A 26,118-nucleotide genomic window follows, 5' to 3' on the forward strand; every position below is an offset into this window, starting at 1 on the left:
GATTGATTGATTTGGGGTGCGTTTGCGATTGTCGGTGCAGAGTGGCGGCGAGGCTGCGCCGTGATCCGCGCGGCGCATTTTCCGCGTTGCGCGCGGAGCGGAAGGCAGGCGATGCTTTGGCCGATCTCATCATGGCCCGCGAACCCATCCAGTTTTTCAACCGTTACACCAGGCAAATCGAAACCGAGGACATCTACGGCGAAACGTGGATGCGCCTCGTCTATGAAAACCCGGTCGGACGCCTCCTGCTTTGGGCGCTGGTGAAGCGGAAGTTTTTCTCGTGGTATTACGGACGGCGCATGAACCGGCGCTGGAGCGGCTCGAAGATTTTTCCGTTCGTCGTGAAATACAACCTCGATGCCGACGAGTTCGCCAAGTCAATCTACAAGATGCGGACGTTCAACGAATTTTTCTCGCGGGCCTTGAAACGCGAGGCGCGTCCCATCGTCGGCGGCGAGCGCGTGGCGGTGTTCCCGGCGGACGGGCGGCATCTGGCGTTTCCCGACGTGGATGCGGCGGAGGGATTTTATGTGAAAGGCTCGAAGTTCACGCTCGCGGAACTGCTCGGCGAGGGCGGGCTGCCGGAAGCCGGACAAAAGCTGGCGCGCAAATTCGCCGGTGGCGCGATGCTCATCTCGCGGCTGTGTCCGGTGGACTACCACCGCTTTCATTTTCCCTGCGCGGGCACGCCGGACGAGGCGCGCTTGATCAAGGGTTTTTTGTATTCGGTGAGCCCCATCGCCCTGCGCCGCAACATCGACTACCTCGTGCAGAACAAACGCATGCTCACGCTGCTGGAAACGCCGGTCTTCGGCACGGTGGCGCTGCTCGAAGTCGGCGCCACCAATGTCGGCTCCATCCAGCAATTCTACGTGGAAAACCGCCCCGTGGCGAAAGGCGAGGAAAAGGGGTTTTTCAAATTCGGCGGCTCGTGCGTGATCACGCTTTTCGAGCGCGGACGGATAAAATTCGACGCCGACCTCGTCGCGCAAAGCCGCGAGTGCCGCGAAACCTACGCGCGCATGGGCGATCGTTTGGGCGAGGCAGTTTGAGCCGCGTCGCGCCACGGCGCCTGCAAACCGCGGCGAAAGAGCGCTTGCCAACCCAAAACGAACCCCGGCAAGCTCCCCGGCACACTTTCCGCGCCCGGGTGGTGGAATGGCAGACACGACGGTCTTAGAAGCCGTTGCCGCAAGGCGTGCAGGTTCAAGTCCTGTCCCGGGCACCACATAACAAGCTAAATTACAGATAGTTGGGAAAGAATCCCTAAAATTACTGACAGAGTTCTGACAGAAAAGCCTTGAATCTGGCAGGAATCCCTTCACTACTCCCGGCCATGAAGTCTTACGAATGGCCCGAACGGAGCAGCATCATTATTGCAGAGATTGAGAACATCAAAGCGGGGCTTGCCTATGGCACGTCGTGGCAAGTTCGCATTCCCGCCAAGCTCACGGGGGGCAATCGTGAACGCCAACAGTTCCCCACGGAGGATGAGGCGAAGCGACATGCGGAAGACCGCCTGTTGGCATTGCGCAAGCACGGCTCCTCCTTTGCAGAGATTCCACCAACCCAACAGAAGGAGGCCATAGCCGCTTGGGGGCTGTTGAAGGAAGCGGGGATTAGCTTCATGGAGGCAGCCCGGGTGGCTATCGATGTCCTCCGTCCGGCTGGCGGGACAAGGACACTGGCTCAAGTCTGCTCTGAGATGAGCACCAGCAAGGAGGCCCGGGCCAAGGCCGGGGAGATGGACATGCGGACGGTTGGGGACTTCAAGCAAAGGACTGAAAGACTCGTGAAGGCCCTTGGGACCAAGCCCGTGAATCTCGTTACCGTTGACGACGTGAAGGATTGGCTGGACGGGCTCCGTAAGTGCTACTCTCAACGGACAACGCTGAACCATAGGAACTGTGTAGCAGAGGTCTTGAGGCACGCCAAAGCCAGCCGCTACGTCAAAGACAACGTCATGGAGTTCTTCACCCGTGAGGATTACGCCCGTCTTGGAGGGGAGAAGGCCATAAGGAAGACCTCCAATGCAAAGGCCCTCTCCGTAGAGGATGCCGGAAAGCTTCTGAATGCGGCGGCAGCGGAGAAGGGACGCCCCCTGCTTGGGTCTCTGGTGCTGCGTCTCTTTTGCGGACTCCGGACGGCAGAGACATACAAGATGGATTGGAAGGATATCCATGATTCAGACTCCAGCCCCTTCGTCCACGTCCCGGAGACAATCGCCAAGAAGCGGAGAAACCGCCTTGTGACGCTGCCGGAGAACGCCCTTGCATGGCTGTCCCTTTGCACGAATCGGGAGGGCCTTGTATGCCCCGGGAATGACCAGAACCGCTACGGGGATTCCGTGGCTAAGTTGGCACGGTCTGTCCGTGTGAAGATTCCCAAGAACGGGACAAGGGATTCCTTTGGCAGCTACCATTACGCCTTGCATGGGGATTCAGTGAGGACGGCGGCTCTCATGGGCCATAAGCAAGGGGATGATGTCCTGTTTGCTCACTACCGGCAGCTGGTGCGGAAGGAGGATGCGGAACGTTACTTTGCCCTGTCCCCGGATGCGGAGGGCAAGAAGGTTGTTAGGTTCAGTGGCAGCATAGGCAAAGCCGCCAGCAAAGCCCGCAAGACAGCGTGAGGAGTATGGGACAGGACGGCCCCGGCCTATATGACCAGAGAACCGTTTTGGTTGTCCTTTGGATGTGACGGTTTTACCCTACCACCCTTATGACCAACAAACCGCCCAAGCGGGACCAGCTAGAGACCCAAGCTAAAGAAGCCAAGAAGGGTTCCCGTTGGTCTTCCGCTTGGGAAGTTCTCTGCCTAGTAATAGGCGTTCTAGTCTGGTTGTGCATTGTCGGACAAGTTCACAGCTACGTCACTAAGCCTTGAGAATGCCCCCATTGAGACATCCGAGAGGATTCTCTTGGGGTTGCTCCCCAAGGGGTTGGATAATCGTCCGACCATCGGGAAGGCCACCGAGGAGGAGCAAAATGAGACTTCTGCTATCCCCTCGACACCAAGCTCTTAGCTTTGGCTACACTTATGACCAAGAACGGCCCTGGCATCGGGGCTTAATGGCCGTTTTGAAAGTCCTTGAAATGCAGGCCGTTGGCTTTGGCCACATATATGACCAAGAGGCCACCCCAAGGCCCCTGCTAATGCGACACAATCTCGTCTGCGTATGAGTATCTGTATTCTGTGACATTGAAACTCCTTGAATCCCTGATAGTTCCCCCGAAAATCCCCGCTGCCGATTCCCATGACACATCCACACAATCACGCTCTAAGCTTCTTCAGCCATGACGCCCACGATGTCCGGGCCATCACCATTCGTGGCGAGCCTTGGTTCGTTGCGGCAGATGTCTGCCGTGCTCTTGACCTTCAGTTTGAAGGCGGGGCAACACGATACCTTGGCTATCTAAGCAAAGACCAGAAGCGTCTGTGTGCTGGAAGCACTCTCAACCGCCTTGCAGGAAGGCCCATCTTCCGGGGGCACAAGATTGCGCTTATCTCTGAATCAGGACTTTACCTGCTCATCTTCCGTGCCCATCGGTGCAACCCCACCGCTGAACGTTTCCGCGATTGGGTCACCAGTGAAGTCCTCCCGGCCATCCACCGGGACGGCGCTTACTTCATGGGAGAGGAACGTGTGAGGACGGGAGAAATGAGTGAAGAGGCTTTGATGGAGAAGGCCGATAGGCTCATTCAAGAAAAGCTAAAACGAATCAAACAACTAAAAGATAGGAAGTTGGACGGCTCACCCTCAATAATTGTTCCGCTTCTTCCACCCAACCACCACCACCAATGAACCCCACCAAGAACCCCGGTGGCAAAGCCACCACCAAAACCCCAATCCCTGAAGCCCCCTCACTAACCCGGAAGGACGTTGCACGGCTCTTCCAAATCTCCCCCCTCACAGTCTGGCGCTGGGCACGAGATGGGAAGCTTCCCAAGTATCGTCTTGGGCCGGGCGTCGTCCGCTACCGCCTGTCCGATGTCACCAGACTTGCGGAGGCAGCTAGCCAAGAGTCCAACAGCAAGCCCGGAGTGAAGCCGGGAAGAGGCAGAGCCACCACCAGAAGCATTGGATACACCCTCCCCGAAGGAATCACTGAGAACATTCAGAGGCTCCGGCAGGGGCAAAGCTTGTAGTAAACACCGATTGATTTTCACAGCATGAATAAAAACCAAAGACACGTTATCCGGATACTAGCCAAGTCGTATCAGTTGAACCCCACCAGCATTTCTCAGTTACTCACAAAGAGCCAAATGACCCAACAGGACGTGGCGGACTTTTGCGGGACCACGTGGATAACGGTTAGAGACTGGAAGCGGAAAGGATATCTGAAGCCATCCATGCGGAGGGAAGACGGGGCTGATTTATTCAGTCTGGAAAGTCTGCAACTGATTTTGAAAAATGCGATAGGCTCCGGGCTGGCTCCCGGTCTCCTTTCCATCAAACGCAGAGGCCCCGCTAAAAAGCGAAAAACAGCGCCAGTTCCAACGACTCCGGAAACGGCGGAAGACTACGGCTTTTGAGGGAGATTCCGTCCCCCTAAGTTTCGACGGTCATTCTGTTGACGACGACTCCCCTTATTGACGACAACAAAAACAAGACATACAGGGAGTTGCCCCATTTCCGACAAAACAGGAGAAGACAATAAAAGACAAAAGAACTTCAGGCCCTCCCTAAGATACTAAGGAACCCTCCTGAGAAGTCCTTTTGATACTCAATGAGGTGTCTATGAGTCTCCTCATTGAGTAACTCTGGTTTTATTTAAAGTGTGTCTACGTAGTAGTATCTTTAAGAGAACCAGAGACCTTCCTTCTGTTCACCAGACGAACTCTAAACGAGGACCAGAGGAGAACACTGGGATGCCTGTTTTGTTGGCCGTCTGCCATCGCTGAAGCATTCCCCGCCAGTGGCAATACCACCACCCACCCAAGAGGCTCCGTCTCCACCACCATGACTACCACCACCACTCACCCCGCCCTTACCATTGACCCAACTGCCAAAGCCCGGCATGCCAGAGCCCTTGAAATTGAGGAGGTCTGGAATCAGGCCATCATCCGCATGGAACAGTTCGCGGATGAACATGAGAACCCCCATGAGTTCCCGCTAGGCGAACGCCTCTCGTGGTGCCTCATGCAGCTACGAGTTTACCAAGTGCCGGAAGAGCTTGCCCCCGGCTTCATCCTTTCCGCCGTAGTCCCCGTGATTGTCCGGCTGGTATCGGCTGGCAGGATACGGGATGCCCGGAGAGTCGTTGAGGCTCTGAGGTCTGTTCCCGTTGACGCCACCGGAACCAAGCTCAAGGACGTTCTCACCGCAAGGCCCCTGCTCGACTGGCTGGGAAGAGAGCTGGGAGATTACTGAAGAGGGTAGATACCGGTAGAAATTTTGCTAGTATCCACCCTCCCTGATTCCCGGCTCCCGCTTGCAGGCCCCTCCCCGGATTCTCTGCCGGAAGGCTTCAAAGTTTGAAGGCTTCTCCCTGCCGGAAGGCTGAGAATTTCTCAGGCTTTCAGCACACGCATGCCAAAACCGTCAAAATCGTGGAGGTTTTGTCAGATGGCTATGTCCATATGGACCACCCCTCTACCTCAACGATTTTGCGGGGGGCCGCACACGGGAAAGGGCCTTCCTGAAAACGACCTCAACCCCAATTCAACCGCCAACAACCCAAACCCCTTAAAACACGTGAACACGTGAACACTGAATCCCCTATCTCTGCTTCACCCCCAAGCTCCTCTTACACCAAAGAGAACCCAATGCCCCTCCCGCTTGAGTTCACCCGGAAGCTCCCGGGAAGCAGCATCAGCCGCCTTCGCTACACCCAAGTCAAGAGAACCGGGAACATTGCCCTTTATCAATTTGGCCGGATAGACCCGGGCTTTGAGGTTGTCAGAATACGAATAGCTAAGCCGCACTCTTTGCCTTCTGGAAGCTCTCTGCCTTGGCATGAGGTCTATCCGTCAACGGAAGACTTTGGACGCGATGGCTGGTATTACCGGCATGAGGAAGACGCCTTGAAGAAGTTCCATGAGCTGGCGGAGGCTTCCGAAAAATAATGCTTGCCATCAGGCCCTCCATGACCTAACGCTACCCCCGCGTTTTTTACGGAGACGCCCGGCGTAGTAACCGGAGTTAGAAATACAGGATAAGATTTGAGGCCGCATCGAAAGCGGGGAGGGCTACTGTATTGGCCCAATTACTACCCCCGCCAGTAGGTGCGGCCTCTCTATTGTCAGAGCTAAAACAACACACACACATGAAACGTAACACCCGTAAAGTAGTAACCATCACCGGCAGCAACGAGGTCAAAGCCCTCGCCAAAGCCTGTGACAAAATCAAAGCATCCGCCCAGGTTCTTGCGGCCCTCTCTAACGCCAAGCAAGGAGCCTCCCGCCAGCAACACAGGAACCTTCATCTCTCCGTCGTCCTTCCAGATGGCATGACTCACACGAAGGCCCGGAGCCTCATCCGGTGGAGCCTTGGCGTTGAGCCGGAAGCTCTCATCACCAGTGCCATTGAACAGGCGTTGCGTGAGAAGACCTATCTGACGCCCTTTGAGATTCGCTTGGATGCCTCCAATGCCCGGAGGCTCCGGGAGTATGTCAAGGTGACCGGGGACACCAATGTTCTCACCGCCGCCGGTCTTGGCGAGCTTGTCGGAGAATACCTCAGTGAGGAAGGCCGTGTGAATATGGCCTATGACTTCGTTCTCTGGACTCAAGGCAAGGCCGCCCCCATCGCTCCCCCGGACGCCGGTGACCCGGAAGGTTCGGAGGTGTTTGACGTGAACGTCTCGAATGATGTTCTTGCCTTCGTCAAAGACCTCCCCAAGGCCAAACAGACCAAGCTCCTTACGCCCATCATCAATGCGGCTCTCTTTGCTTGGCTCAACGAAAACACCGTGGAAGAAGCCGCCTAAGGCCCATCCCCATCCCATCATCATTCCAATGGACCTCCCGGCATCGTGCTTGGGAGGTCTTTTTATTTCCCCATGTGTCACCCTGCCGTTGGCTATGCAATAGCCGCCCTTAGCACCGCTGCCAGTATCGTTGGTCAGAACCAAGCCGCCAAGGCCCAGGAATCCTACCAAGAAGACCTGATAAAGACCAACAACGTCAATGCCACGAAGTCCTCGGAAACCCTCCGGGAACAACAGGCGAACCAGCGAGAGGCCGCCTCCCGTGAGGCCGAGCAGGCCCGCATTGCAGGCCGCAAGGCCGCCGCTACAGCCTCCACCGCTGCCGGTGAGTCCGGCGTTGCAGGAGCCTCCGTGGAGGCCCTCCTTGGTGAGTTCAAGGCCGAGGAAGGCCGCTACAAGGAAGCCCTTGCCCGTCAGACCACGATTAACGACAGCAACACTGAATCCCAGATCGACGCCCTGAAGACGGGAGCCAGCTTCCAGAACATCCAGACTGCCCAACCCATCGCCCGCCCCAACTACTTTGCGGAGGGCCTGAAGCTGGGTGGGCGATGGCTAGATATTTATAACATTCAGAAGGCAAAGAAGCCGCCCCTTGTATGAGTAATAAACAACCAAGAAAACAGGTAGAATCCCCCATCCCCCATTCTCCGGCCCTCCGCATTCCTGATGCCATCCGCTTCCCCTCAACGGCGGGGGCCGCCTCCGGGCGTGCCCGTGGTGCCATCATGAGTGAAGGCATGCTTCAATTGGCGGACGCGTTGGACGACATAGAGCCCGGCATTCTGGAATTAATCAAGAACCGGACGGCGGAAGACCAACGCGCCGCACTCACCACCAGCGAACTCAAGGCCGCAGCCGAGGACTCAAAGACCAAGCTTGGCGTGCTAAATGGAAACCTCAAGGAACACCTTGAAGCCGGGGGCATCAGCCGTTTCCAGCTTCCGTATGCACAAATTGGATACTCAAGGAGGGCCGGGCAGGATATAGCATCCGCCGAACTCTCCACCCTCCTTGACTCACGGCTTGCGGATGCAACCAAGGCGGACGCCCCATTTGACCCGGAGGGCGTGATAAAGCAGGCCACCGATGAGATACGCTCACAGCTCCCCAAGGACAACGTTTACGCCCTCCAGGGCTTCCAGCAGGAAGCGGACAGGCAGGCGGAAACGTTCAGGCGCAAGGCCAAGGCCGTGCATGAGCAAAAGTTCGTTCAGGCCCAAGAAGCCCGCATTGGTTCCCGCATTCTGGACTTTGCGGACGCCTACGCCTTCTCGGACCCGGACAACAAGGACGCCATCAAAGCGGAGGTTCACCAGTTCATTTCCACCGTCAAGGAAGAGGAGATGCCCCGTCACCGTGTTGGCCCTCTGGTGGCATCCAAGGCCCTTGAAGCCGTTCAGGATATTCTTAGCCAGAACCCCACCGCCACCGATGAAGCGGAGACCGTTCTTGACCTGTTCCATGACTATGACCTCACCGGACAGGGCGGGCTCTTGGGGAAGGCGTCGGCCTCCCGCCAGTTCTTCATCACGGCCCGGCAGGAAATACGGAAGGCGGCTGAGAAGTCGGAGACCGTTGACCTTGAGGTCACCAAGCGCAACGCCACCGATAGGCAGCTAGGGGCGGATGCAGCCCTTGCGGCCCTTGCTGAACTCGACGGACAGACACTCGACAAGGCAGCAAGGAACCGCCTTGCGGACTCCTTCCGGAAGAGCGAAGACGGTAGGAATCCCCAAAAGCTTTCCGGCTATCTCCAAACCCTTGACCGGGCCATCTCCCAAGCGGACAAACAGGACGACGATAGGGCACTTTCTACGGCCTCCCGGATGCTTGCCACGATTGACCCGGCCAAACTGGATGAGGCGGAAAGCTTCATCCGGCAGGCAGAGCAGAGAGGGGACCTCCGCGCCCTCACTGTTGCCCAACAGCTAGAACCCGCCTTGAGAAAGGCCCGGAGCCTGTCCAGCATTTATGACACACGATGGCTGGCGATTGCATCGACCAAGCTCTACGGGGAAGACGTTGACGGTCCCGGCACGCTCACCCCCACCTTCACCATTGAGGAAACCCCGGAGCTTCCCGGCCTCTCACAGGACGAACTCCGGGAACACCAACGCCAGACACTCTCATTCTTTGAGCAGGCGGCCCAACGCCACCTTGTGGAAATGTCGGAAGGTGACCCGATGAAGGCCGTCCAAGTTCGCGAAAAGGCCCGGAGTGAAGCCTATGTCGATACGGTCAAATATGCGGAGAACCTTGCCAAGGAAATGACCAAGGCAAAGGTGTCCGGCCTGTCTGACAAGAAGGAGAAAGACCTTGAGGCCCGTGTAATTCGTGGGGATGCCATGAGAGGCACCCTGTCCGTCGAGGCATCCGATATTCTGGAATCCCGCCCGGGCTGGCTGGCCAACCTCCGCCTTCTGCCCGACCCGGCAGCACTCGCCAAGAACTGGAAAGAACCCCATTTGCCAGACCCGGACAGCCAGAAGACACCCCGCCAACGCTGGCTGGAAGAGGTTGCCAGACAGTCTCCCGGCAGCGAACCCCACGCCTTGGCCTATGCCGTCGTAAAGAGCGCGGAAGGCTATTCGCTGGAAGAGATGAAAGCGGGCCGGACAAGTGAGGGAGTCCCCCTCAACCCCCGCCTCATTAACTGGCGAAACGTGCCCCTCTTCAAGAACCGGAAGGAACTGGAAGCGGCGTATTCAAAAAGGCAGGACAAGAACAGCGTATTTAACGAGGTCCATCTCTTGGTTGACCCCGGAAAAATCCACAGTCCCCAAGAGCTTTACCAACAACAGGCCATCCTCCTTGGCCGATAAAACATGCCCATGATAACCGACAGTATGACCGCCCCGGAAGGCGAACAGGATTACCTCGACCAAGAACTGACAAGAGCCCGCCAGCGTTCCTTGGCCTCCCGCCCGGAAGACGACACAGCACCAACCCCAAACCCGTCCGTAGTCCTTGACACTCTCGCCGCCCCCCTCCGGGGCGTTGCGGGGGCCGTCCAAAGCGTCTATGGCCTTGCGGACTCTCTGACAGGGGACGCTCTTCCCGATTGGGACGAGAATCCCCTTGGCAAGTCCCAAACCACCGGAGGGCAGCTGGTGGAGAACGTCGCCCAATTCCTTGTTGGGTTTGTCCCTGGCCTTGGCATCGCCAGCCGTGCCGGTGGCATCCTCAAGACCTCCATGCTTGCCCGGAGTGCCGCTGCCGGGGCCATTGCAGACTTCACCGTGTTTGACGGCCATGAGGAACGTCTGAGCAACCTTGTCGAGAAGTTCCCGGCCCTCTCCAATCCCGTAACAGAATATCTGTCCGCCGATGAGTCAGACAGTGAAATAGAGGGACGGCTAAAAAACACGCTGGAAGGTCTCGCCCTTGGTGCCCTCTCCGATGGATTCATGAAGGGGCTCAAGGCCTATGCCAAGGCCCGCAAAGCGAAGCTGGCAGGGGCGGGGCCAGAAGCCGTTAACAGCATTCTGGAAACGGCGCCAAAGACGGACATTGAGGATGCCCTGATTAACCAGAAGAAACCCAAGGAAGTCCCGCCAGCCCCCACCACCACCACCGCCACCCCCCCGGAAGTCCCCGGCTCCGTCACCAAAGCCACCGAAACCAAACTAGCCAACGATGGCATTGATGGCTTGGCCCGGCTCGACGTTGAGAGCGGGCATCTCTTCCAGTCCCCGGAAAAGTCCATAGGCCGTTTCGTGGATGACTCTGACGGGATGGCATCATTCCTTGAGAAGCGCGCCGAGTTCATTCGTGAACGGGACGCGGCTGCGGGCCGGAAGAAGTCCCATGAGACTATGGAGGTTTCCCTAGCAAAGGCTGACGCGGTCATTAAAACCATAGCTAACAAGTCACCGGAAGCCATCTTTGCGGGCTTCCGGGGAAGTATCGCGGACATCCAGAAAGCCCAATCAATGTCAATAGCAGCTTCAGACGTAATGCTGTCTATTGCAAAGGAGGCGAAGTATTACGCTGAACTCGTGGCGAAGGGAGACAGGAGCAACCAGAACATCCTTCAGGCCGCACGTTCCCAACAACAGCTCACGGAGCTTATCTCAATCGTGTCCGGCTTTGGAACAGCCCAGGGCCGGGCTTTGAAGGCCCGCCAGTTCATCCGCCTTCAAGAGATAAAGACCGGGGAGATAGCCCGGCAGATTGTCAACGAACTTGGGGGCACTGGCTATTGCTCAAAGGAACTTGAGAAGCTGGCGGCTGCATCCTCCCCGGAGATGGCCGGTAAGCTCATTGCCAACCAACAGACGCTTGGGGGCCGCCTCCTCCGGGCTCACAATGAGTATTGGCTGAACGGCATTCTGAGCGGGCCAAAGACCCATATAGTAAATGCCATCGGAAATACCTTCACGACGCTTTACCTGCCTCTTGAAGGGGCTATAGGTGCGCTCTTCCGTGGGGACGTGCCAGCCTCGCAAGCCTTCCTAAAACAATACGTCTACATCATGGAATCGGCAAAGGACGCTTTCAGCTTTGCAGCCCAAGCGTTCAGAACCGGAGAGCCCGTCTTTGACCGGGCCGCCCAACTGGCGGACACCAAGCCTTTCCGCAACGCCATTGATTGGGGAACCATCACCGGACGAACTGAACTCACCAGCCAAGGACTCATCCGGGAGGGCAGGGAGACCCTTGGGGCCTTCAAGAATCTTGAGTTCTCCGGTCTCTACCACATGGTCAACTTCCTTGGCGAGGCCGTGAGGATGCCCATGCGGTTCCTCACCACCAGCGATGAGCTGTTCAAACAACTGAACGGACGCTCTGCCGCAAAGGCCAAGCTCTGGCATCAGGGACGCTCAAAGGGGCTCACCGGGGATGCCCTCTCTGATTACGTTGACGACGGTATCCAGAAAATCATTACCCAATCCGGGGAGGTTTACAGTGAAGCCGCCGTCACCCGTGAGGCCATCCGGCTTGCGGAAGAAAAGGGGCTTCAGGGAATCGACAAGGCGGACTTCGTTGAGAAGCACGTTGCGGATAATTGGGACCCCTCCCGCTCCGGTCTGGCAGAGTTTGCCGGGGTCGCCTCCTTTGCCCGTGGCGTTGCCCAAGAAGCAACCTTCACCCGTGAGCTTGGGGAGTTCACGCAAGGACTCCAAAACCTTGCCCGTAGGAATCCCCTGTTTCAACTGGTGCTGCCCTTTATCAAAGCACCCACGAACATCCTCAAGTTTGCTGGACAGAGAGCCTTTGCGTTCTCGACGCTGCCGGAGGGTGTTCAGTTCCCCATACTCTCTAGTATCCAGAAGCGTCACGCCTTGGAGATGGCGAGTGAGGATGCCCTGGTCCGGTCACAAGCGGCAGGCCGTAGCGTCATGGGGACAGCCCTGTTCAGCATGGGGGCCATAGCCGCCCTTGAAGGAAAGGTCACCGGCAGAGGGCCGGAAGACCCCAAGGAAAGAGCGGCTCTCATGGCAACCGGATGGCAGCCCTACTCACTCGTTTTCCCCAACGATGAGGGGGGCAGGACATACGTTTCCTACCATCGCTCAGACCCTGTTGCCCTGTTCCTTGGCCTTTGTGCCGATTGGTCAGAAGCGGCGGCCCGGCAAGACCCTCACAATGCGGAGGGGCTGGAAGCCATCATTGCAACAGCAGGGGTTGCCCTCTCCCAGAACGTCACCAGCAAGGGCTACCTTGCAGGGGTGTCCCAAGTTCTTGACGCCCTCAACCAGCCTCAACGACACCTTGAACGCTTCGCTCAACAACGCATTGCCTCCTACGTCCCCAACATCCTCAACCAAGTGAGGGGAACACTCGACGGAGACAACGCCTTGAGAGAGGTTCGCTCTTATTCTGACGCCCTGCTTAACCGTCTCCCCGGACAGGCCCGGAAGGTTGAGCCCAAGCGGAATCTTCTGGGAGAGCCCATTGATTCAGCCTTGGCCCAAACCCCTCTGGCTTGGGGCAACCCCTTCATCCGTTCACGGGAAAAGGGCGATGCCGTCTTTGACGAGATTGCACGCCTTGGGCACGGATTCAGTCAGCCCCCGGTGACCTATCGGGGCCATTCATTGCTGGACTACCGGAGCCCGTCCGGGCAGTCCGCCTTTGACCGATGGCTAGAGCTTCACGGGGAAGTAAAGCTGAACGGCAAGACTCTCCGGCAATCTCTGGAAGGGCTCATCAAGAGCACTGCATATCGGAAGCTCCCGGAGGCAGACCCCGCCTTTCAGGACAACCCACGGGCGGAAGCCGTGGGTAAGATCGTTAGTCGCTACCGGAGAAGCGCAATGGAACAAGTTCAGAAAGAGTTCCCGGAGCTTCACCAAGCCCTCAAGGTTGACGCTGAATCAGCCTTGACCCGCCGCAAGGAGGGGAGGGCTCGTCAGCTTCAAGAGCTTTTGGATAGTCAATAGACCAACCGCCAGCGTTCCCAAGCCGTCCTTCTGGGTTTCCCGGAGGGGCGGCCTTGGCGGACTGGCGGGGCAACTTGGGGAAAAAATCTGAGCTGATATATACGTAGCGGGGCGCGGAGATTCCCCCCGTGCCCCCTCCCTTCCTACGCACGGGCGCGCATGACGCGTTACGCTCACACGCTCACGCGCACGATACCGCGTCTAGGCGTGTGGGCGCGTAGGAATCCCACTCAAGTTCCCCCATGAACCAAAGCAAAACAAACACTCCCGGCCCCTTGAAAGCTCACAGAGCCCAACAGGGCGGGAATCAGAATGTCAAAGACAGCATTGGAAGGACAGCCTTCCTCATCGGTAGTGGCAAAGCCACGATCAGAGAGCATCCGAAGCAATCCTCCGGAGTGCATGAGCCGTGAAGAGGCGGCCATTTACCTTGGCGTCAGTATCCGATGGCTGGCCCGCGCCATTGCCACCAAGAGGCTCCGCGTTGCCCGTCTTGGCCGTAGAGTCATTATCCGGCTGGCAGAGCTGAGGCGGCTTGTTGAGCTGGCGGAAGCCGTGGCAGCATGACCGTCCCGGAGTTCTGACAAGTTCTGCCTGAAAATAAGCACTTCAGTGCACTTCCAGACATCTCAAGACATCTCGTTTACATCCGTAAGGCATTGCTCCTAGGTAAGTTAATCGGATTCAAGTCCTGTCCCGGGCACCAGCGCCGATCCGGTCGGCGATCTCTTCCAGCGGATAGGTGATGATCTCCGCGAGGGTGGGGTGATACCACGGGGCGCGCAGCATGTCGAAAACCGTCGCGCGCATCGCCAGCGGGGTGTTGAAACAGTGGATCAGCTCGCCCGCCTGCGGGCCGACGATCTCGGCGCCGAGCAGGCGTCCGCGTTTCGGCTCGGCGATGACCTTCACGAAGCCGTAATTCTCATCCATCAGGATGGACTTGCCGTGATCGTTGAACGGATAGCCCGCCGACAGGAACGGCACGCCTTTTTCGCGCAACTCCCCTTCGAGCACGCCGATGGTGGCGAGCGCCGGGCTGGTGAACACCACGTTGAGCAGAAGCGCGTTGTCGATGGGCTTCAGGTTCGGAACGCCAGACGCATGCCGCGCGGCCAGCTCGCCTTGCGCGACGGCGAGGTGCACGATGTCGTGCGGGCCGCAGACGTCGCCGCCCGCGTAGATGTGCGGCGCGCTGGTCTGCTGGAAACGGTTGACGGCGATGCGCCCGCCGGCGCGGAGTTTTACGCCGGCGGCGGCGAGATTCAGGCCGTCGGTGAGCGGCTCGCGTCCGAGCGCGTTGAACAGATGGCGGGCGCGGCGCGTGATGGTTTTGCCGCCGTGCTCGAAGGTGGCGGCGACGCCGCGCGCGCCGGCGGCGGCTTTTATCAAAGGAGCGCGGGCATTCCTGCCCGCGATTCCACGCGCGTCGCGGACAGGAATGTCCGCGCTCCCGTCATTGTTGCCGCCGCCGACGGCGGCGACGCGCAGGATTTTCGTGCCGGCGAAGAGCTCGATGCCGTCGTCGCGCAAGGACTGCGCCACGACGCCCGACGCCTCGGGCGAGTGGTCGCTGAGGATGTGCGCGCTGCGCTGGACTTGCACGACGCGCGAGCCGATGCGCCGGAGGAACTGGGAGAGCTCGCAGGCCACGATGCCGCCGCCGAGCACGAGCACGCTCTCGGGAATGAAATCGAGGTCGAGCACGTCGTCGCTCGTCCAGGCGGGCGTCCCCGCGAGCCCGGGTATCGGTGGAACGGATACGCGCGAGCCGGTGGCGACGAGGATTTTTTGCGCGGTGAGTTTTTTGCCGTCGTCGAGTTCGACCGTGTGCGGATCGGCAAAGCGGGCGTGGCTGCGGAAGAGCTTGTAGCCGCCGGACGCGAGCGCCTTCGCTCGATGGTCGGCGAACTCCGCGATGATTTTTTTCTTTCGCGCGTGCATCGCCCGCATGTCGGCGGCGGCGCGGGGAATTTTGAGGCCGAAGGTTTTCGCCTTTTGCGCGAGGTGCAGCACCTCGGCCATGTGGATGAGCGTTTTTGACGGCATGCAGCCGCGCAGGATGCAGAGTCCGCCGAGTTCGCGCGCGCCGTCCACGATGGCGACGCGCTGGCCGAGCCCGGCGGCGACGCGGGCCGCGTTGAATCCGGCGCTGCCGCCGCCGATGACGAGAAAGTCGAATGGTTTCATGGAATGCCGCGCATCTTCATGCAAGAAGCCCGGGCGAGGGAAGCCTCCATCGCGCGCTCACGCGCAGATCGACGCATGGATTTCCCGCGATTTTTCCGGCGAGATCAGTTGCCCGACCAGCGCCAGCCCGAAGTCGAGCGCGGTGCCCGCTCCTCGCGAGGTGATGATTTTCCCGTCGATGACGACGCGCTCGTCGGCAAGGCGCGCGGGCAGTTCGGCGGCGACGGAGAAGTGCGCGGTGTGGCGGCGTCCGGCGAGCAGCCCGGCGTCATTGAGCACGGTCGGCGCGGCGCAAATGGCGGCGAGCCAGCGTCCGGCGGCGGCCTGGGCCTTCACGAGCGCGGCCACGCGCGGATCGGCGCGCAGGTGTTTCACCCCGGGGCCGCCGGGCAGGAAAAGCAGGTCGTAAGTGTTGCCGGCGACGCGGGCGAGCGTCGTGTCGGCGCGCACGGTGATGCCGGTGCGGCCGGTGACCGGCGTGTCGTCGGCCAGCGCGGCCGTGGTGACCTCCACGCCGGCGCGGCGCAGGAGGTCGATGGGCGTGACGGCTTCGATTTCCTCAAAACCCTCTGGCAAAATGGCGAGAACTGTGGGCATGGTTTTAATGAACATATTCAAAATGAGCGCAGATGCACCCGGAAAATTTTTGGGCAGGCGGCTGGTCGTTTTCGGCGCGGGCTACGTGGGCGGTGCGGTGGCGCGCGAAGCGGCGGCTCGGGGGATGAGAGTGACGGCGTTGACGCGCAATCCCGAAAAGGCCCGCGTCCTCGCTGAGGCGGGCGTGGATGCGGTCGTCGGCGAACTGGCGGACGACGCGTGGCATGGGCGCATCGCGGAGCGCGGCGCGGATTTTGTCTTGAATTGCGTGAGCGCGGGCGGCGGCGGACTGGAGGGATATCGCAGAAGCTACGTGGACGGCATGCGCTCCGTGGCTGGTTGGGCGGCAAAAATGCGCGGGCTGGCAGGCCCCGGCCAAAGAGGGATTGGCATGTTGGTTTACACCAGCAGCACGGCGGTTTATCCGCAGACCGGCGGCGCGGTGGTCGGCGAGGAGGCGCCGTGCGACGGACGAGCAACCGGGGGCGGGGGCGACGGACGCGCGCGGTTGTTGCTGGAGGCCGAGCGGCTCGCGCTCGCGATGCACGCGGAGGGCACGGCGCGCGGCGTGGCGGTGCTGCGGCTCGCCGGCATCTATGGGCCGGGGCGGCACCAGTTGCTCGACAAACTGCGCGACGGGGCGGATGAGCTGCCGGGGCGCGGTGATTATTATATGAATCTTGTCCATCGCGATGACATCGTCGGCGCGATCTGGGCGGCATTTTCCAGTCCTGAGGCGCAGGGTGTTTTCAACATCGCGGACGACAGCGCGGCCACGCGCGGCGAAATCTGTGGCTGGCTGGCCCGGCAGCTCGGCCGCGCCGCCCCGCGTTTTTCCGGCGTCGCGGCGGGCGGACGGCGCGGCGCATTGTTGCACCGCCTCATCGCCAACCGCCGGGCCAAGGCCCAATTGGACTGGCACTTGCGTTATCCGACATTCCGCGAAGGATATGCGCCGGTTCTTTCGCGTCCTTCCGGCGATGGGCGGGATGATTGTTGTGGCTCGGCAGGCGGATAAAATCGTTTTCGTTCTTTTACTCGTTCTCTCTTTTCCGCTTCCGTTTCCGATTTCCCGATGTTTTGAAAAAGAGAACGAGAACGATTTTGCGCAACCCCCGGACCCGGGAGTAACTCAAAGTTGAGTCACTCCCTCTTTCTTCTTTCCTCTTTATCTTTCGTCAGGCACGGGCAGGGAGAAAGAGGAAAGATAAAGAATAAAGAGGAAAGATTCCGGCGGTGACATCACTTTGAGTTGCAACCCCCGGACCCGCCTCCCGCCAAAATCTCGTTGCACCCGTCCCGGTCAACCGGTTGGATTTTTCGCTTTCATTCCCATATCAAAGCCCGCCTCATCAACCTTATGCCACAAACCATCGCCGTCCTCGACTTTGGCTCCCAATACACGCAGGTCATTGCCCGCCGCATTCGCGAGTGTCAGGTTTACTCAAAAATCTACCACTTCGAAACACCGGCCCAAGTGCTGCGCGACGACGGCGTGGCCGGCATCATTCTCTCGGGCGGCCCCAGTTCGGTCTTCGCATCCAATGCGCCCATGCCCGACCGGGCCATCTTCGACCTCGGCGTCCCGGTGCTCGGCATCTGCTACGGCGTGCAGCTCATGGGCAAGCTCCTTGGCGGCAAGGTCGCCAAAAGCCAGCGCCGCGAATACGGCCTCGGCTCGCTCGGCATCCGCAAAAAATCCCCGCTCTTCGCCGGCCTCCCGCGCAAGCTCAACGTGTGGAATTCCCACGGCGACAAACTCACCGCGCTCCCGCCCGGCTTCGCCGCCGTCGCCCGCACGGAAAATTCCGAGTTTGCCGCGATTCTGGACGCGCGCCGCCGCTTCCACGGCATCCAGTTCCACCCCGAGGTTTACCACACCGAGCACGGCATGGACATCATCCGCAACTTCGTCTTCGGCGTCTGCGGCATGTCGGAAAACTGGACCACCGCCGATTTCATCAAGCACACCGTCGCCGACATCCGCGCCCAGGTCGGCAAGGGCCGCGTCCTCCTCGCCCTCTCCGGCGGCGTCGATTCCTCCGTCGCCGCCGCGCTCCTCCACAAGGCCATCGGCCGCCAGCTTGTCTGCGTTTACGTGGACACCGGCCTCATGCGCAAGGACGAGACCGCCAACATCGAAAAACTCTACGCGAAGCATTTCAAAATCGACCTTCGCGTCGTGGACGCCTCCTCCATCTTCCTGCGCCGGCTCAAGGGCGTCACCGACCCCGAGCAAAAGCGCAAGATCATCGGCAACACCTTCATCGAAATTTTTGAGAAAAAAGCCCGCGAACTCAAAACCCGCGAGCACATCGAGTTCCTCGGCCAGGGCACCATTTACCCCGATGTCATCGAGAGCGTCGCCATCGGCAACAATCCCGCCGCCCTCATCAAGTCCCACCACAATGTCGGCGGCCTGCCCGAGCGCATGAAATTCAAGCTCGTCGAGCCCCTTCGCCAGCTCTTCAAGGACGAAGTCCGCCGCGTCGGCGAAAAACTCGGTCTCCCCCGCGAAGTCGTCTGGCGCCAGCCTTTCCCCGGCCCCGGCCTCGGCATCCGCGTCATCGGCGAAATCACCAAGCCGCGCCTCGACGTCCTCCGCGAGGCCGACGCCATTCTCCTCGAGGAAATGATGGCCGCCGGCCTGTATTATAAAATCTGGCAGAGCTTCTGCGTGTATCTCCCGGTAAAATCCGTCGGCGTGATCGGCGACGAGCGCAACTACGCCGACATCATCGCCCTGCGCCTGGTCGAGAGCATAGACGCCATGACCGCCGACTGGGCGGACCTTCCCCGCGAGCTTCTGCAAAAAGTCTCCAACCGCATCACCAACGAAGTCCGCGGCGTGAGCCGTGTCGTCCTCGACATCAGCTCCAAGCCGCCCGCGACGATCGAGTGGGAGTGAGCCGAATTATATGAGCAAGCTGAACGTAGACCAAAAGAACATTAAAGGGTTGCTGGCTGACAAGTCCGCGAATTTCCTGATTCCCGATTATCAACGTCCATATGCATGGGAGGAAGATGAGTGCCAGACTCTTTGGGATGACATATTCACCTTTGCGTTCCCGGACAACGACGTGAACGCGTTCAACAAAAACGACGAATACTTTCTGGGGGCTATCGTCACCTACAAGAACGACAACCATCAATCCGAGGTGATTGACGGCCAGCAGCGGTTGACCACAATCCTGCTCCTGCTGCGGGCGTTCTACGACAAGTTCGGGTATATGAAGGACAACGCTTCGCAGGATATGAGAAAGTATATCTCCACCTGCATTTGGATGACGGACGAGTTTGGAAACGCAGACATGGCAAACCTGAAAATTGATTCGGAGGTGGCCACCGATGACGAGAAAGAGGAGTTTCTTTCCCTCCTGAAACACGGACTTCCAGTCAAAACGGCGCATAGCAAATACGCAAAAAACTATCGGTTCTTTGAAGAAAAAATAAACAGCTTCATCGCTAAATACCCCTCGTATCTGCCATTCCTGCCCGCGCGGATTCTCAACAACTGCATCCTCTTGCCCATAGAAGCCGATTCGCAAGACACAGCCCTCCGAATTTTCTCTACGCTGAACGACCGTGGACTGCCTCTTGCGGACGCCGACATCTTCAAGGCGCAGTTCTACAAATACTACGAAAAGCAGGGGACAAAGGCCGACTTCATCGACGACTGGAAAGAACTGTCCTCCGGCACCAAGAAAATATTCCATCCCATCAATGGCACTCCGATGGATGAGTTGTTCACGAAATACATGTATTACGTTAGAGCATCCGAGGGCAACAAATCGACCACGACTGAAGCCCTTCGCAAATTCTATGAGGCCGACAAATACCGCCGTCTGCTCACAGATCACACGATTGGCGACCTGAGGATACTTTTGGCTTTCTGGAAGGCAGTGGCCGAACAGGACGAGAAGCGGTTCTCCGAGGATGTGCTGAAAAAGCTGTTTGTGCTGAAATACGCGCCCAATGGAATGTGGGAGTATTTCACCACTGTCTACTTTCTGTCATATCGGGACGAGGCGGGCAATCTGGATGATGCCGGATTCAAGAATTTCCTGTCGAAAATTACAGCGTTTATATTCGCCTACTCGCTTACCAATCCGGGCGTGAACGCGCTCCGCACTCCCGTCTATGCTGAAATGCTGAAAATCTATAGAAAGCAGCAATGCGACTTTGCGGATTTCAAGTTTGACACGGAACATATCCGCAGGGTGTTGGAGAACTACAAATTCACGAACAACAGGACGGTGACCCGTTCGCTGATTACATGGTATGCGTTCACCTTTGACGGGCAGAAGCGGCCATCCTCCGATGATGGCGACTTCGACATCGAACACATCTATGCCAAGGAACGGCACAACAAGGAAAACAAGCTCGAAAACCCGGATAATCTCGAAGAGTTGGGTAACAAGATATTGCTCGAAAAATCCATCAATATCCGTGCGGCGGATTACAAATTTCAAGACAAGAAGCGTTATTACAACGGCTATGCTGATGCCAAGGGCAATAGGCATTCAGCGAGCATGATTATCGAGTATTGTGAGCTGGCACAGAAAGACGATTTCACCGAAAAGGATATCATGGAGCGCGACCGGAAGATACACGACAGGTTCATTGCCTATCTCGAAGCGGAGGGGTTGCTGAAAGATTACAAACCGATGATCTAACGTGCATATAATAGAATAAGTAGTGCAAGTGTGCGCTCAAAAAATCCGAAGACCAGATGTCTAAATGGAATAAATCGTGGCGCAACCTGCTCTTCATAGAGAGCAACCTTGATTTCCTGAAACCAGACGGACGAAATCAAAATGAACGCCATATTAAGCAAGTCCCCTGTTCGCTTCATATCGTCAGTCTTATGCTCTCTTTGACATTGCGCACGCGGTGATTGCAAACGCCCTGCCCGACCGCTAATCCATTTGCTTTTCAATTTCTCACAACTTCCCCTCCCTATCCATGCTCCTCCTCTCCACCACCTCCAAATCCTTCGCCGACGAACTCGCCGCGTTTTGCAGCGCCGCGTCCGCGCCGAAGGAAATCCAGGACAGTGTCGCCGCCATCCTCGCCGACGTCCGCGCGCGCGGGGACGAGGCGGTCGTTTACTACGCCGCCAAGTTCGACGGCGCGAAGCTCCGCGCCCGCGAGATCCGCGTGAAGGAGACCGACCTCGCCGCCGCCGCCAAGACCCTCGCCGCCGCCGAGCGCAAGGCCATCCTCGCCGCCCACGAGAACATCGCCGCCTATCACCGCAAAAACCTCCCCGCCGGATGGCTCGGCAAAAACAAGCACGGAGCCGAGGTCGGCGAGAAGTTCGACCCCATCCGCCGCGTCGGCCTCTACATCCCCGGCGGACAGGTTCCGCTCGTTTCCACCGTGCTCATGACCGCCACGCTCGCGAAGACCGCGGGCTGCCCGGAAATCGCCGTTTTCACCCCGTCCGATTCCTCCGGGCACGTCGCCCCCGCGCTCCTCGCCGCGCTGCACCTGGTCGGCGTGACCGAGGTTTACCGCGTCGGCGGCGTGCAGGCCGTCGGCGCGATGGCCTACGGCACGGCCAGCATTCCCGCCGTGGACAAATGCTTCGGTCCCGGCAACGCCTACGTGTGCGAGGCCAAGCGCCAGGTTTTCGGCGTCATCGGCGTGGACTCGCTTCCCGGCCCCAGCGAACTGATGGTCATCGCCGACGAAACCGCGCGCGCCGATTACGTCGCCGCCGACCTCCTCGCCCAGGCCGAGCACGGCTCGGGCCGCGAGAAGATTTACCTCGTCGCCACGTCCCGCGAGATCATCGACGCCGTCAACGCCGAGATTGACGCCCAGTTGAAACTCATCACCCGTGCCGGGAAAACGCAGACCGTCCTCGCCAACGGCTACGCGGCCATCGAGACCGCCGGTCTCGCCGAGGCCGCGCAAGTCGCCAACTACGTCGCGCCCGAGCACCTCGAAATCATCGTGAAGCCCGCCGCCGAGAAAAAACTTCTCCGCGAGATCACGACCGCCGGCGCGATTTTCCTCGGCAACCACACGCCGACCGCGCTCGGCGATTTCACCGCCGGCCCCAGCCACGTGCTGCCCACGGCGCGCACCGCGCGTTTTTCCAGCGGCCTGCGCGTGACCGATTTCATGCGCCGCACCAGCATCGTCCGCTACGGTCCCGGCACGGTGAAAAAAGGCGGCGAGGTCACCTCCGTGTTCGCCGCCATGGAAAAACTCGACGCCCACGGGCGCTCCGTGAAAATCCGTTGCTGAGCGGTCAACGCTCCCTCGCGCCTGCGCGCACCGATTTCTCCTCGGCCTCGCAGATTTGCAGCGTCGTCAGCGCATCCTGCGCCGTGACAACCTCCGGGCGGACCCCGCGCGCCACGCAGTCCGCGAAGTAACGGATCTCGGCATCGTAGCCATCCGGCCCGCGCCAAGCCACCTCGCGCGTCTTTTTGCCGGCTTCCGACAGCCGCCACGCGCCGCCCTTCGCAAAATCGGTCTCGATGGTCGCGCGCTCGAAATTAATGGAAAAGCCCATGCTGAATCCGCCCTGGTGCAGCCAGCTTCCCTCCGCGCTTACGAGCGGTCCGCCCGGATAAATATAATGCGTCACCACGTGCTCGATTGAGCCGTTCGCGGAAATCACGCCGCGTGATTGGACGCGTTGCGGACGGCCAAAAATATAATTTATGAAATCGGTGTCGTGGATGTGCAGGTCATACAACGCGCCGCCCATGTCCGCGCCCGCGTAGGTGTTGGTCGTGCTCCAAGCCGGCCTCTGCGAGACGCGGCGGAAAGCCGCCGCCAGCGCGCGCCCGTATTTTTGGGTTTCGACGAGTTCCTTGAGTTCGCGCCAGCCCGTCCAGAATCGCATGCACATCGCGGGCATGAGAAATCCCTTCGATTCCGAGGCCGCGCGCAGGATTTTTTTTGTCTCCGCCGGGGTGCGCGCGAGCGGCTTTTCGCAAAGCACGTGCCTGCCCGCCCTCAGCGCCGCGATGACCTGCCCCGGATGCAGCGGCGTGGGCGTGCATATATCGACCAGATCCACCTCCGGGTCGGCAAGCAACGGCCCAAGCTCGCGGTATGTTTTTAATTTCGCGCCCAAATCCAGGCCGCCCGAATCGCTTTTTATATTGCCCGCCACGCCCCGCAGCACGCCGTTCTCCGGCAGCCTGGTGGCGTCGCAGACGGCGACGATGCGCGCATTGCGGATTTTTTGCCACGCCCGCAGATGCGTGACGCCCATGTAGCCGAGACCGACGACGGCAACATTAACGCGGCTGGATTTTGTTTTCATGCCCATGATATGGAAGGATCTAAAAATTGAACAGAAGGCAACGAAGAGAACGAAGAATAACCAAGGATGCTGCCTGTTTAATTCTGCTTAAATTAAAATAAATAAATTATAATCATGATTTTCTTTGTTTTTTCTTCGTTATCTTCGTTCCCTTCTGTTCAAAAATGAATTTTTAGAACCTCCCATATTATACGAATTTTCCAAGGAATTCCCGCCCCTCGCGAATATCCTCGACGCGCTGCATCCCGGCCTCGCGCTCGATTGCAAAATCGCCGCCATAGCCCAGCTCGCGCAACGTCTCAAAGAAATGCGCCCAATCAACATCGCCCCGCCCCGCCGGGACCTCCTCGCCCCATGCGCCGGGCGTTTTCGCATGCCTGGCGTCCTTGATGTGAATCTGCCGCAGCCACGGCGCCAGCGCGCGCAGCGCCGCGACCGGGTCGCCCTTGCCGTAGAGAATCATGTTTCCCGGATCGAAGTTCACCCCGATGTTATTGTTTTTGCCGTCCGCCAGCTCCCGCATCAACTCCGCCAGCTCCCCGGCGGTTTCCTGCCCCGTCTCCAGTCCGAGCGCGATTTTTCTTTCCGCAAAAAGGCTGGCGAGCGTCTCCAGCCGTTCCTTCATCACGGGGAAGCCCGCGTCCGTTTTGCGCGGGAGGAAGCCTGCGTGAAATGTCACGAGTTTCAAGCCGAGACGCGATGCAATCGCCGCGCCCTCGCGAAAATTCGCCAGGTTTTCCGCCCACGTGGCATCGGGCGCGATGCCGCCGGTGCGCTTGATTGATTCGAGCGTTGTATAATCCTCCCCGACGCAGCCGAGCATGCCCGAAATGACGGTTATATTATTTCTGGCGAGCAGGCTTTCGATGCCGTCCCACGCCGCCGGGGTTTCGCGCAAGGGGTCGAGCGCCAGTTGCACGTTGCGAATGCCGGTGCGCACAAGCCGCTCAATCAACTCGTGCTGGTCGCGCGCCTGCAACGACCAGCTGCAAACCGCAAGGCGTCCGGGCATGGGTGCGTGGATGGGCATCATGGTGTGTATCGTAGGATTATTGGTTTTTCGCCGCAGCGGGAGGAAGAGGGGAAAATTAGGAATTATACCAATTACGAACGAGATTTATCCTTTTGGCCGGCCTCTGTGCCGGTCCGGTTTGGGTAGGGCGAGGCGTCCCGCCGAGCCGTTGCGGCTCGCGGCTCGGCGGGACGCCTCGCCCTACCTGAAATATAAATTCCATTCGTAATTGGTATTGGAAAAACAAACCCTGCGGCTTCGCCGGTCTGTTTATAATTCATGTTTCGTGTTTTCTAATTCCTGACTCCTGATTTCTAATTTTTTCTACAGTCCGGCGACTTCCCAGCCTTTGCGGTATTTGCTGCGGACGAATTTGTCCGCGGCCTTGAGGTCGAATTTCAACGCGGCGCTGTCCCACTTGAGCGTGGTCTTGGGGAAGCGCGCGGCGACGCCGCCGAGGAGGACGGCCTCGGTAAGCGGGCCGGCGTAGTCGAAGCCGGCGGTGGTTTTGTCGTTGCCGCGGCAGGCCTCGACAAAGGTTTTCCAGTGGTTGGCGCCTTTTTCACGGGGCAACTGGTAGCCGGCGTGGCTTGCCGTGGGGAAGAGCTGGGCGCGCGCGATGTGCGGCAGCAGGAGCGCGCCGTTTTCGCCGACAAACAGGGTGCCCTGCTCGGGCAGCTTGTTGTCCTTGAGTTTGTCGAGTTCGACGAGGCCGGTGATTTCGGCGGGCGGACGCTGGGCGCCGTCATACCAGAAGAGGCGGAACGCGCCGCCGGTGGTGAAGGGCGTGGGGGCGAAGGTGAGCGTGACACGGGCGTCGATGCCCCAGTTGCCGTGGGCGGGGGCGGGGCCGTCGGAGCGGACGGAGATGGGCGAGCCGAGGCCGAGGCCGCCGAAGACGGGGTCGAAGATGTGGCAGGCCATGTCGCCCAGGGTGCCGGTGCCGAAGTCGAGGCGTTTGCGCCAGTTGGAGGGGTGGTAGTAGTAGTCTGCCTTGGCGGGGTTGTCGCTGATGTCGCCGATGTAGGGGCGGGCGTCGCAGACGCCGAGCCAGTTGTCCCAGGCGAGATTTTCGGGCACGGGGTCAATGCGGTCGGGCTTGGGCGAGGGGTCGCCCCAAGTCTTGTAACACCACGAATGGGCCTCGCGAACCTTGCCGATGGCGCCGGCGCGGAGGGCGGCGACGGCGATGCGGTAGTGGGCGTTGGAGTGGATTTGGATGCCCATCTGCGTGACGAGCTTTTTCGCGCGGGCGATTTCGCGCATCCGGCGGACTTCATACAATTCGTGCGCGAGGGGTTTTTGCACGTAAGCGTGGAGCCCGAGGCTCATGGCGGACACGGCGATGGGCGCGTGCATGTGGTCGGGCGTGGAGACATTGATGCTGTCGAGCGAGCCGCCCATTTTCGCGAGCATTTCGCGCCAGTCGCGGAAGAAGCGGGCGTCGGGAAACGCCTCGCGCGCCTGGGCGGCGAGGGATTCGTCAACGTCGCACAACGCGGCGATTTCGACGCCGTCGCAACTGGAGATTTGTTGCAAGTCCTGCCAGCCCATGTGGGCGAGGCCGACGGCGGCGTGGCGAAGGCGCCCGGAGGGCGGGTTGGCGAGGAGGCCGCGCGTGACAAAGGGCGCGGCGAGGGCGGCGGCACCGACGGTTTTAAGGAAGGCGCGGCGGGTGGCGAGGGCGTGGCGGGCGTGCATGACGGA

General features: G+C 59.4%; 20 protein-coding genes and 1 tRNA gene. 16 read left to right on the forward strand and 5 right to left on the reverse strand.

Annotated elements, in window-relative coordinates; genetic code table 11:
• The first annotated feature begins 131 nt into the window (after nt 1-131).
• From asd to OH491_RS28355, 12 genes are all read left to right on the forward strand, one after another.
• The gene (gene asd, locus OH491_RS25925; protein WP_068769710.1) at nt 132-1,052 is read left to right on the forward strand and encodes an archaetidylserine decarboxylase; all 921 of its coding nucleotides are present in this window, start codon (nt 132-134) and stop codon (nt 1,050-1,052) included.
• A gap of 92 nt (nt 1,053-1,144) precedes the next feature.
• A tRNA-Leu gene (locus tag OH491_RS25930) sits at nt 1,145-1,228 on the forward strand.
• A 108-nt stretch (nt 1,229-1,336) separates the two neighbouring features.
• On the forward strand, nt 1,337-2,632 hold the full coding sequence (locus OH491_RS25935; RefSeq protein ID WP_068768368.1) for a site-specific integrase: 1,296 nt from the start codon (nt 1,337-1,339) through the stop codon (nt 2,630-2,632).
• Nucleotides 2,633-3,256: 624 nt separating this feature from the next.
• Complete coding sequence (locus OH491_RS25940; protein WP_068768367.1) at nt 3,257-3,805, forward strand: BRO-N domain-containing protein; 549 nt, start codon at nt 3,257-3,259, stop codon at nt 3,803-3,805.
• A complete protein-coding gene (locus OH491_RS28350) occupies nt 3,802-4,149 on the forward strand; it encodes a helix-turn-helix domain-containing protein (RefSeq protein WP_084441761.1) in 348 nt (115 codons plus the stop codon). Before OH491_RS25940 ends, OH491_RS28350 begins: the two co-directional genes overlap by 4 nt.
• Nucleotides 4,150-4,173: 24 nt before the next feature.
• Nucleotides 4,174-4,536 carry a hypothetical protein gene (locus OH491_RS25945; RefSeq protein ID WP_068768366.1) on the forward strand — a complete coding sequence of 121 codons (363 nt, stop codon included), beginning with the start codon at nt 4,174-4,176 and terminating at the stop codon, nt 4,534-4,536.
• A 427-nt stretch (nt 4,537-4,963) separates the two neighbouring features.
• Nucleotides 4,964-5,374, forward strand: a complete 411-nt coding sequence (locus OH491_RS25950) for a hypothetical protein (protein WP_068768365.1) — start codon at nt 4,964-4,966, stop codon at nt 5,372-5,374.
• A gap of 895 nt (nt 5,375-6,269) precedes the next feature.
• Entirely contained in the window at nt 6,270-6,932 is a 663-nt protein-coding gene (locus tag OH491_RS25955) for a hypothetical protein (RefSeq protein WP_068768363.1), read from the forward strand.
• Nucleotides 6,933-7,004: 72 nt separating this feature from the next.
• A complete protein-coding gene (locus tag OH491_RS25960; RefSeq protein ID WP_068768362.1) occupies nt 7,005-7,535 on the forward strand; it encodes a virion core protein, T7 gp14 family in 531 nt (176 codons plus the stop codon).
• Nucleotides 7,532-9,757, forward strand: a complete 2,226-nt coding sequence (locus OH491_RS25965) for a hypothetical protein (protein ID WP_068768361.1) — start codon at nt 7,532-7,534, stop codon at nt 9,755-9,757. The genes OH491_RS25960 and OH491_RS25965 overlap by 4 nt, the downstream gene beginning before the upstream one ends.
• Nucleotides 9,758-9,760: 3 nt before the next feature.
• On the forward strand, nt 9,761-13,321 hold the full coding sequence (locus OH491_RS25970) for a hypothetical protein (RefSeq protein WP_068768360.1): 3,561 nt from the start codon (nt 9,761-9,763) through the stop codon (nt 13,319-13,321).
• A gap of 402 nt (nt 13,322-13,723) precedes the next feature.
• Entirely contained in the window at nt 13,724-13,888 is a 165-nt protein-coding gene (locus OH491_RS28355; RefSeq protein WP_425429183.1) for an excisionase family DNA-binding protein, read from the forward strand.
• Between the two features lie 117 nt (nt 13,889-14,005).
• Here OH491_RS28355 and OH491_RS25975 read toward each other — a convergent pair whose 3' ends face one another.
• Nucleotides 14,006-15,511 carry a dihydrolipoyl dehydrogenase family protein gene (locus tag OH491_RS25975; protein ID WP_068768359.1) on the reverse strand — a complete coding sequence of 502 codons (1,506 nt, stop codon included), beginning with the start codon at nt 15,509-15,511 and terminating at the stop codon, nt 14,006-14,008.
• 57 nt (nt 15,512-15,568) lie between these two features.
• The gene (locus tag OH491_RS25980; protein ID WP_084442023.1) at nt 15,569-16,108 is read right to left on the reverse strand and encodes a DJ-1 family glyoxalase III; all 540 of its coding nucleotides are present in this window, start codon (nt 16,106-16,108) and stop codon (nt 15,569-15,571) included.
• Nucleotides 16,109-16,130: 22 nt separating this feature from the next.
• Between OH491_RS25980 and OH491_RS25985 the strand changes: the two genes are divergently transcribed.
• The 4 genes from OH491_RS25985 to hisD all read left to right on the forward strand — a co-directional run bounded on the left by OH491_RS25985 (nt 16,131) and on the right by hisD (nt 22,366).
• The gene (locus OH491_RS25985; protein WP_068768357.1) at nt 16,131-17,126 is read left to right on the forward strand and encodes an NAD-dependent epimerase/dehydratase family protein; all 996 of its coding nucleotides are present in this window, start codon (nt 16,131-16,133) and stop codon (nt 17,124-17,126) included.
• A gap of 342 nt (nt 17,127-17,468) precedes the next feature.
• Nucleotides 17,469-19,016 (forward strand): glutamine-hydrolyzing GMP synthase, encoded by a 1,548-nt coding sequence (guaA, locus tag OH491_RS25990; RefSeq protein ID WP_068768356.1) that lies wholly within the window; start codon nt 17,469-17,471, stop codon nt 19,014-19,016.
• Between the two features lie 10 nt (nt 19,017-19,026).
• Nucleotides 19,027-20,784, forward strand: a complete 1,758-nt coding sequence (locus OH491_RS25995; RefSeq protein ID WP_342750760.1) for a DUF262 domain-containing protein — start codon at nt 19,027-19,029, stop codon at nt 20,782-20,784.
• 289 nt (nt 20,785-21,073) lie between these two features.
• On the forward strand, nt 21,074-22,366 hold the full coding sequence (gene hisD, locus OH491_RS26000; protein WP_068768355.1) for a histidinol dehydrogenase: 1,293 nt from the start codon (nt 21,074-21,076) through the stop codon (nt 22,364-22,366).
• Between the two features lie 4 nt (nt 22,367-22,370).
• On the opposite strand, the gene OH491_RS26005 is transcribed toward hisD, so the two are convergent.
• The 3 genes from OH491_RS26005 to OH491_RS26015 all read right to left on the reverse strand — a co-directional run bounded on the left by OH491_RS26005 (nt 22,371) and on the right by OH491_RS26015 (nt 26,112).
• A complete protein-coding gene (locus OH491_RS26005) occupies nt 22,371-23,399 on the reverse strand; it encodes a Gfo/Idh/MocA family protein (protein WP_068769709.1) in 1,029 nt (342 codons plus the stop codon).
• A 187-nt stretch (nt 23,400-23,586) separates the two neighbouring features.
• The gene (locus OH491_RS26010) at nt 23,587-24,432 is read right to left on the reverse strand and encodes a sugar phosphate isomerase/epimerase family protein (protein WP_084441758.1); all 846 of its coding nucleotides are present in this window, start codon (nt 24,430-24,432) and stop codon (nt 23,587-23,589) included.
• 303 nt (nt 24,433-24,735) lie between these two features.
• Nucleotides 24,736-26,112, reverse strand: a complete 1,377-nt coding sequence (locus tag OH491_RS26015; RefSeq protein ID WP_068768354.1) for a Gfo/Idh/MocA family protein — start codon at nt 26,110-26,112, stop codon at nt 24,736-24,738.
• Nucleotides 26,113-26,118 lie beyond the last annotated feature (6 nt).

The sequence above is a fragment of the Termitidicoccus mucosus genome, assembly GCF_038725785.1.
In the GTDB taxonomy this organism is placed as follows: Bacteria; Verrucomicrobiota; Verrucomicrobiia; order Opitutales; family Opitutaceae; genus Termitidicoccus; species Termitidicoccus mucosus.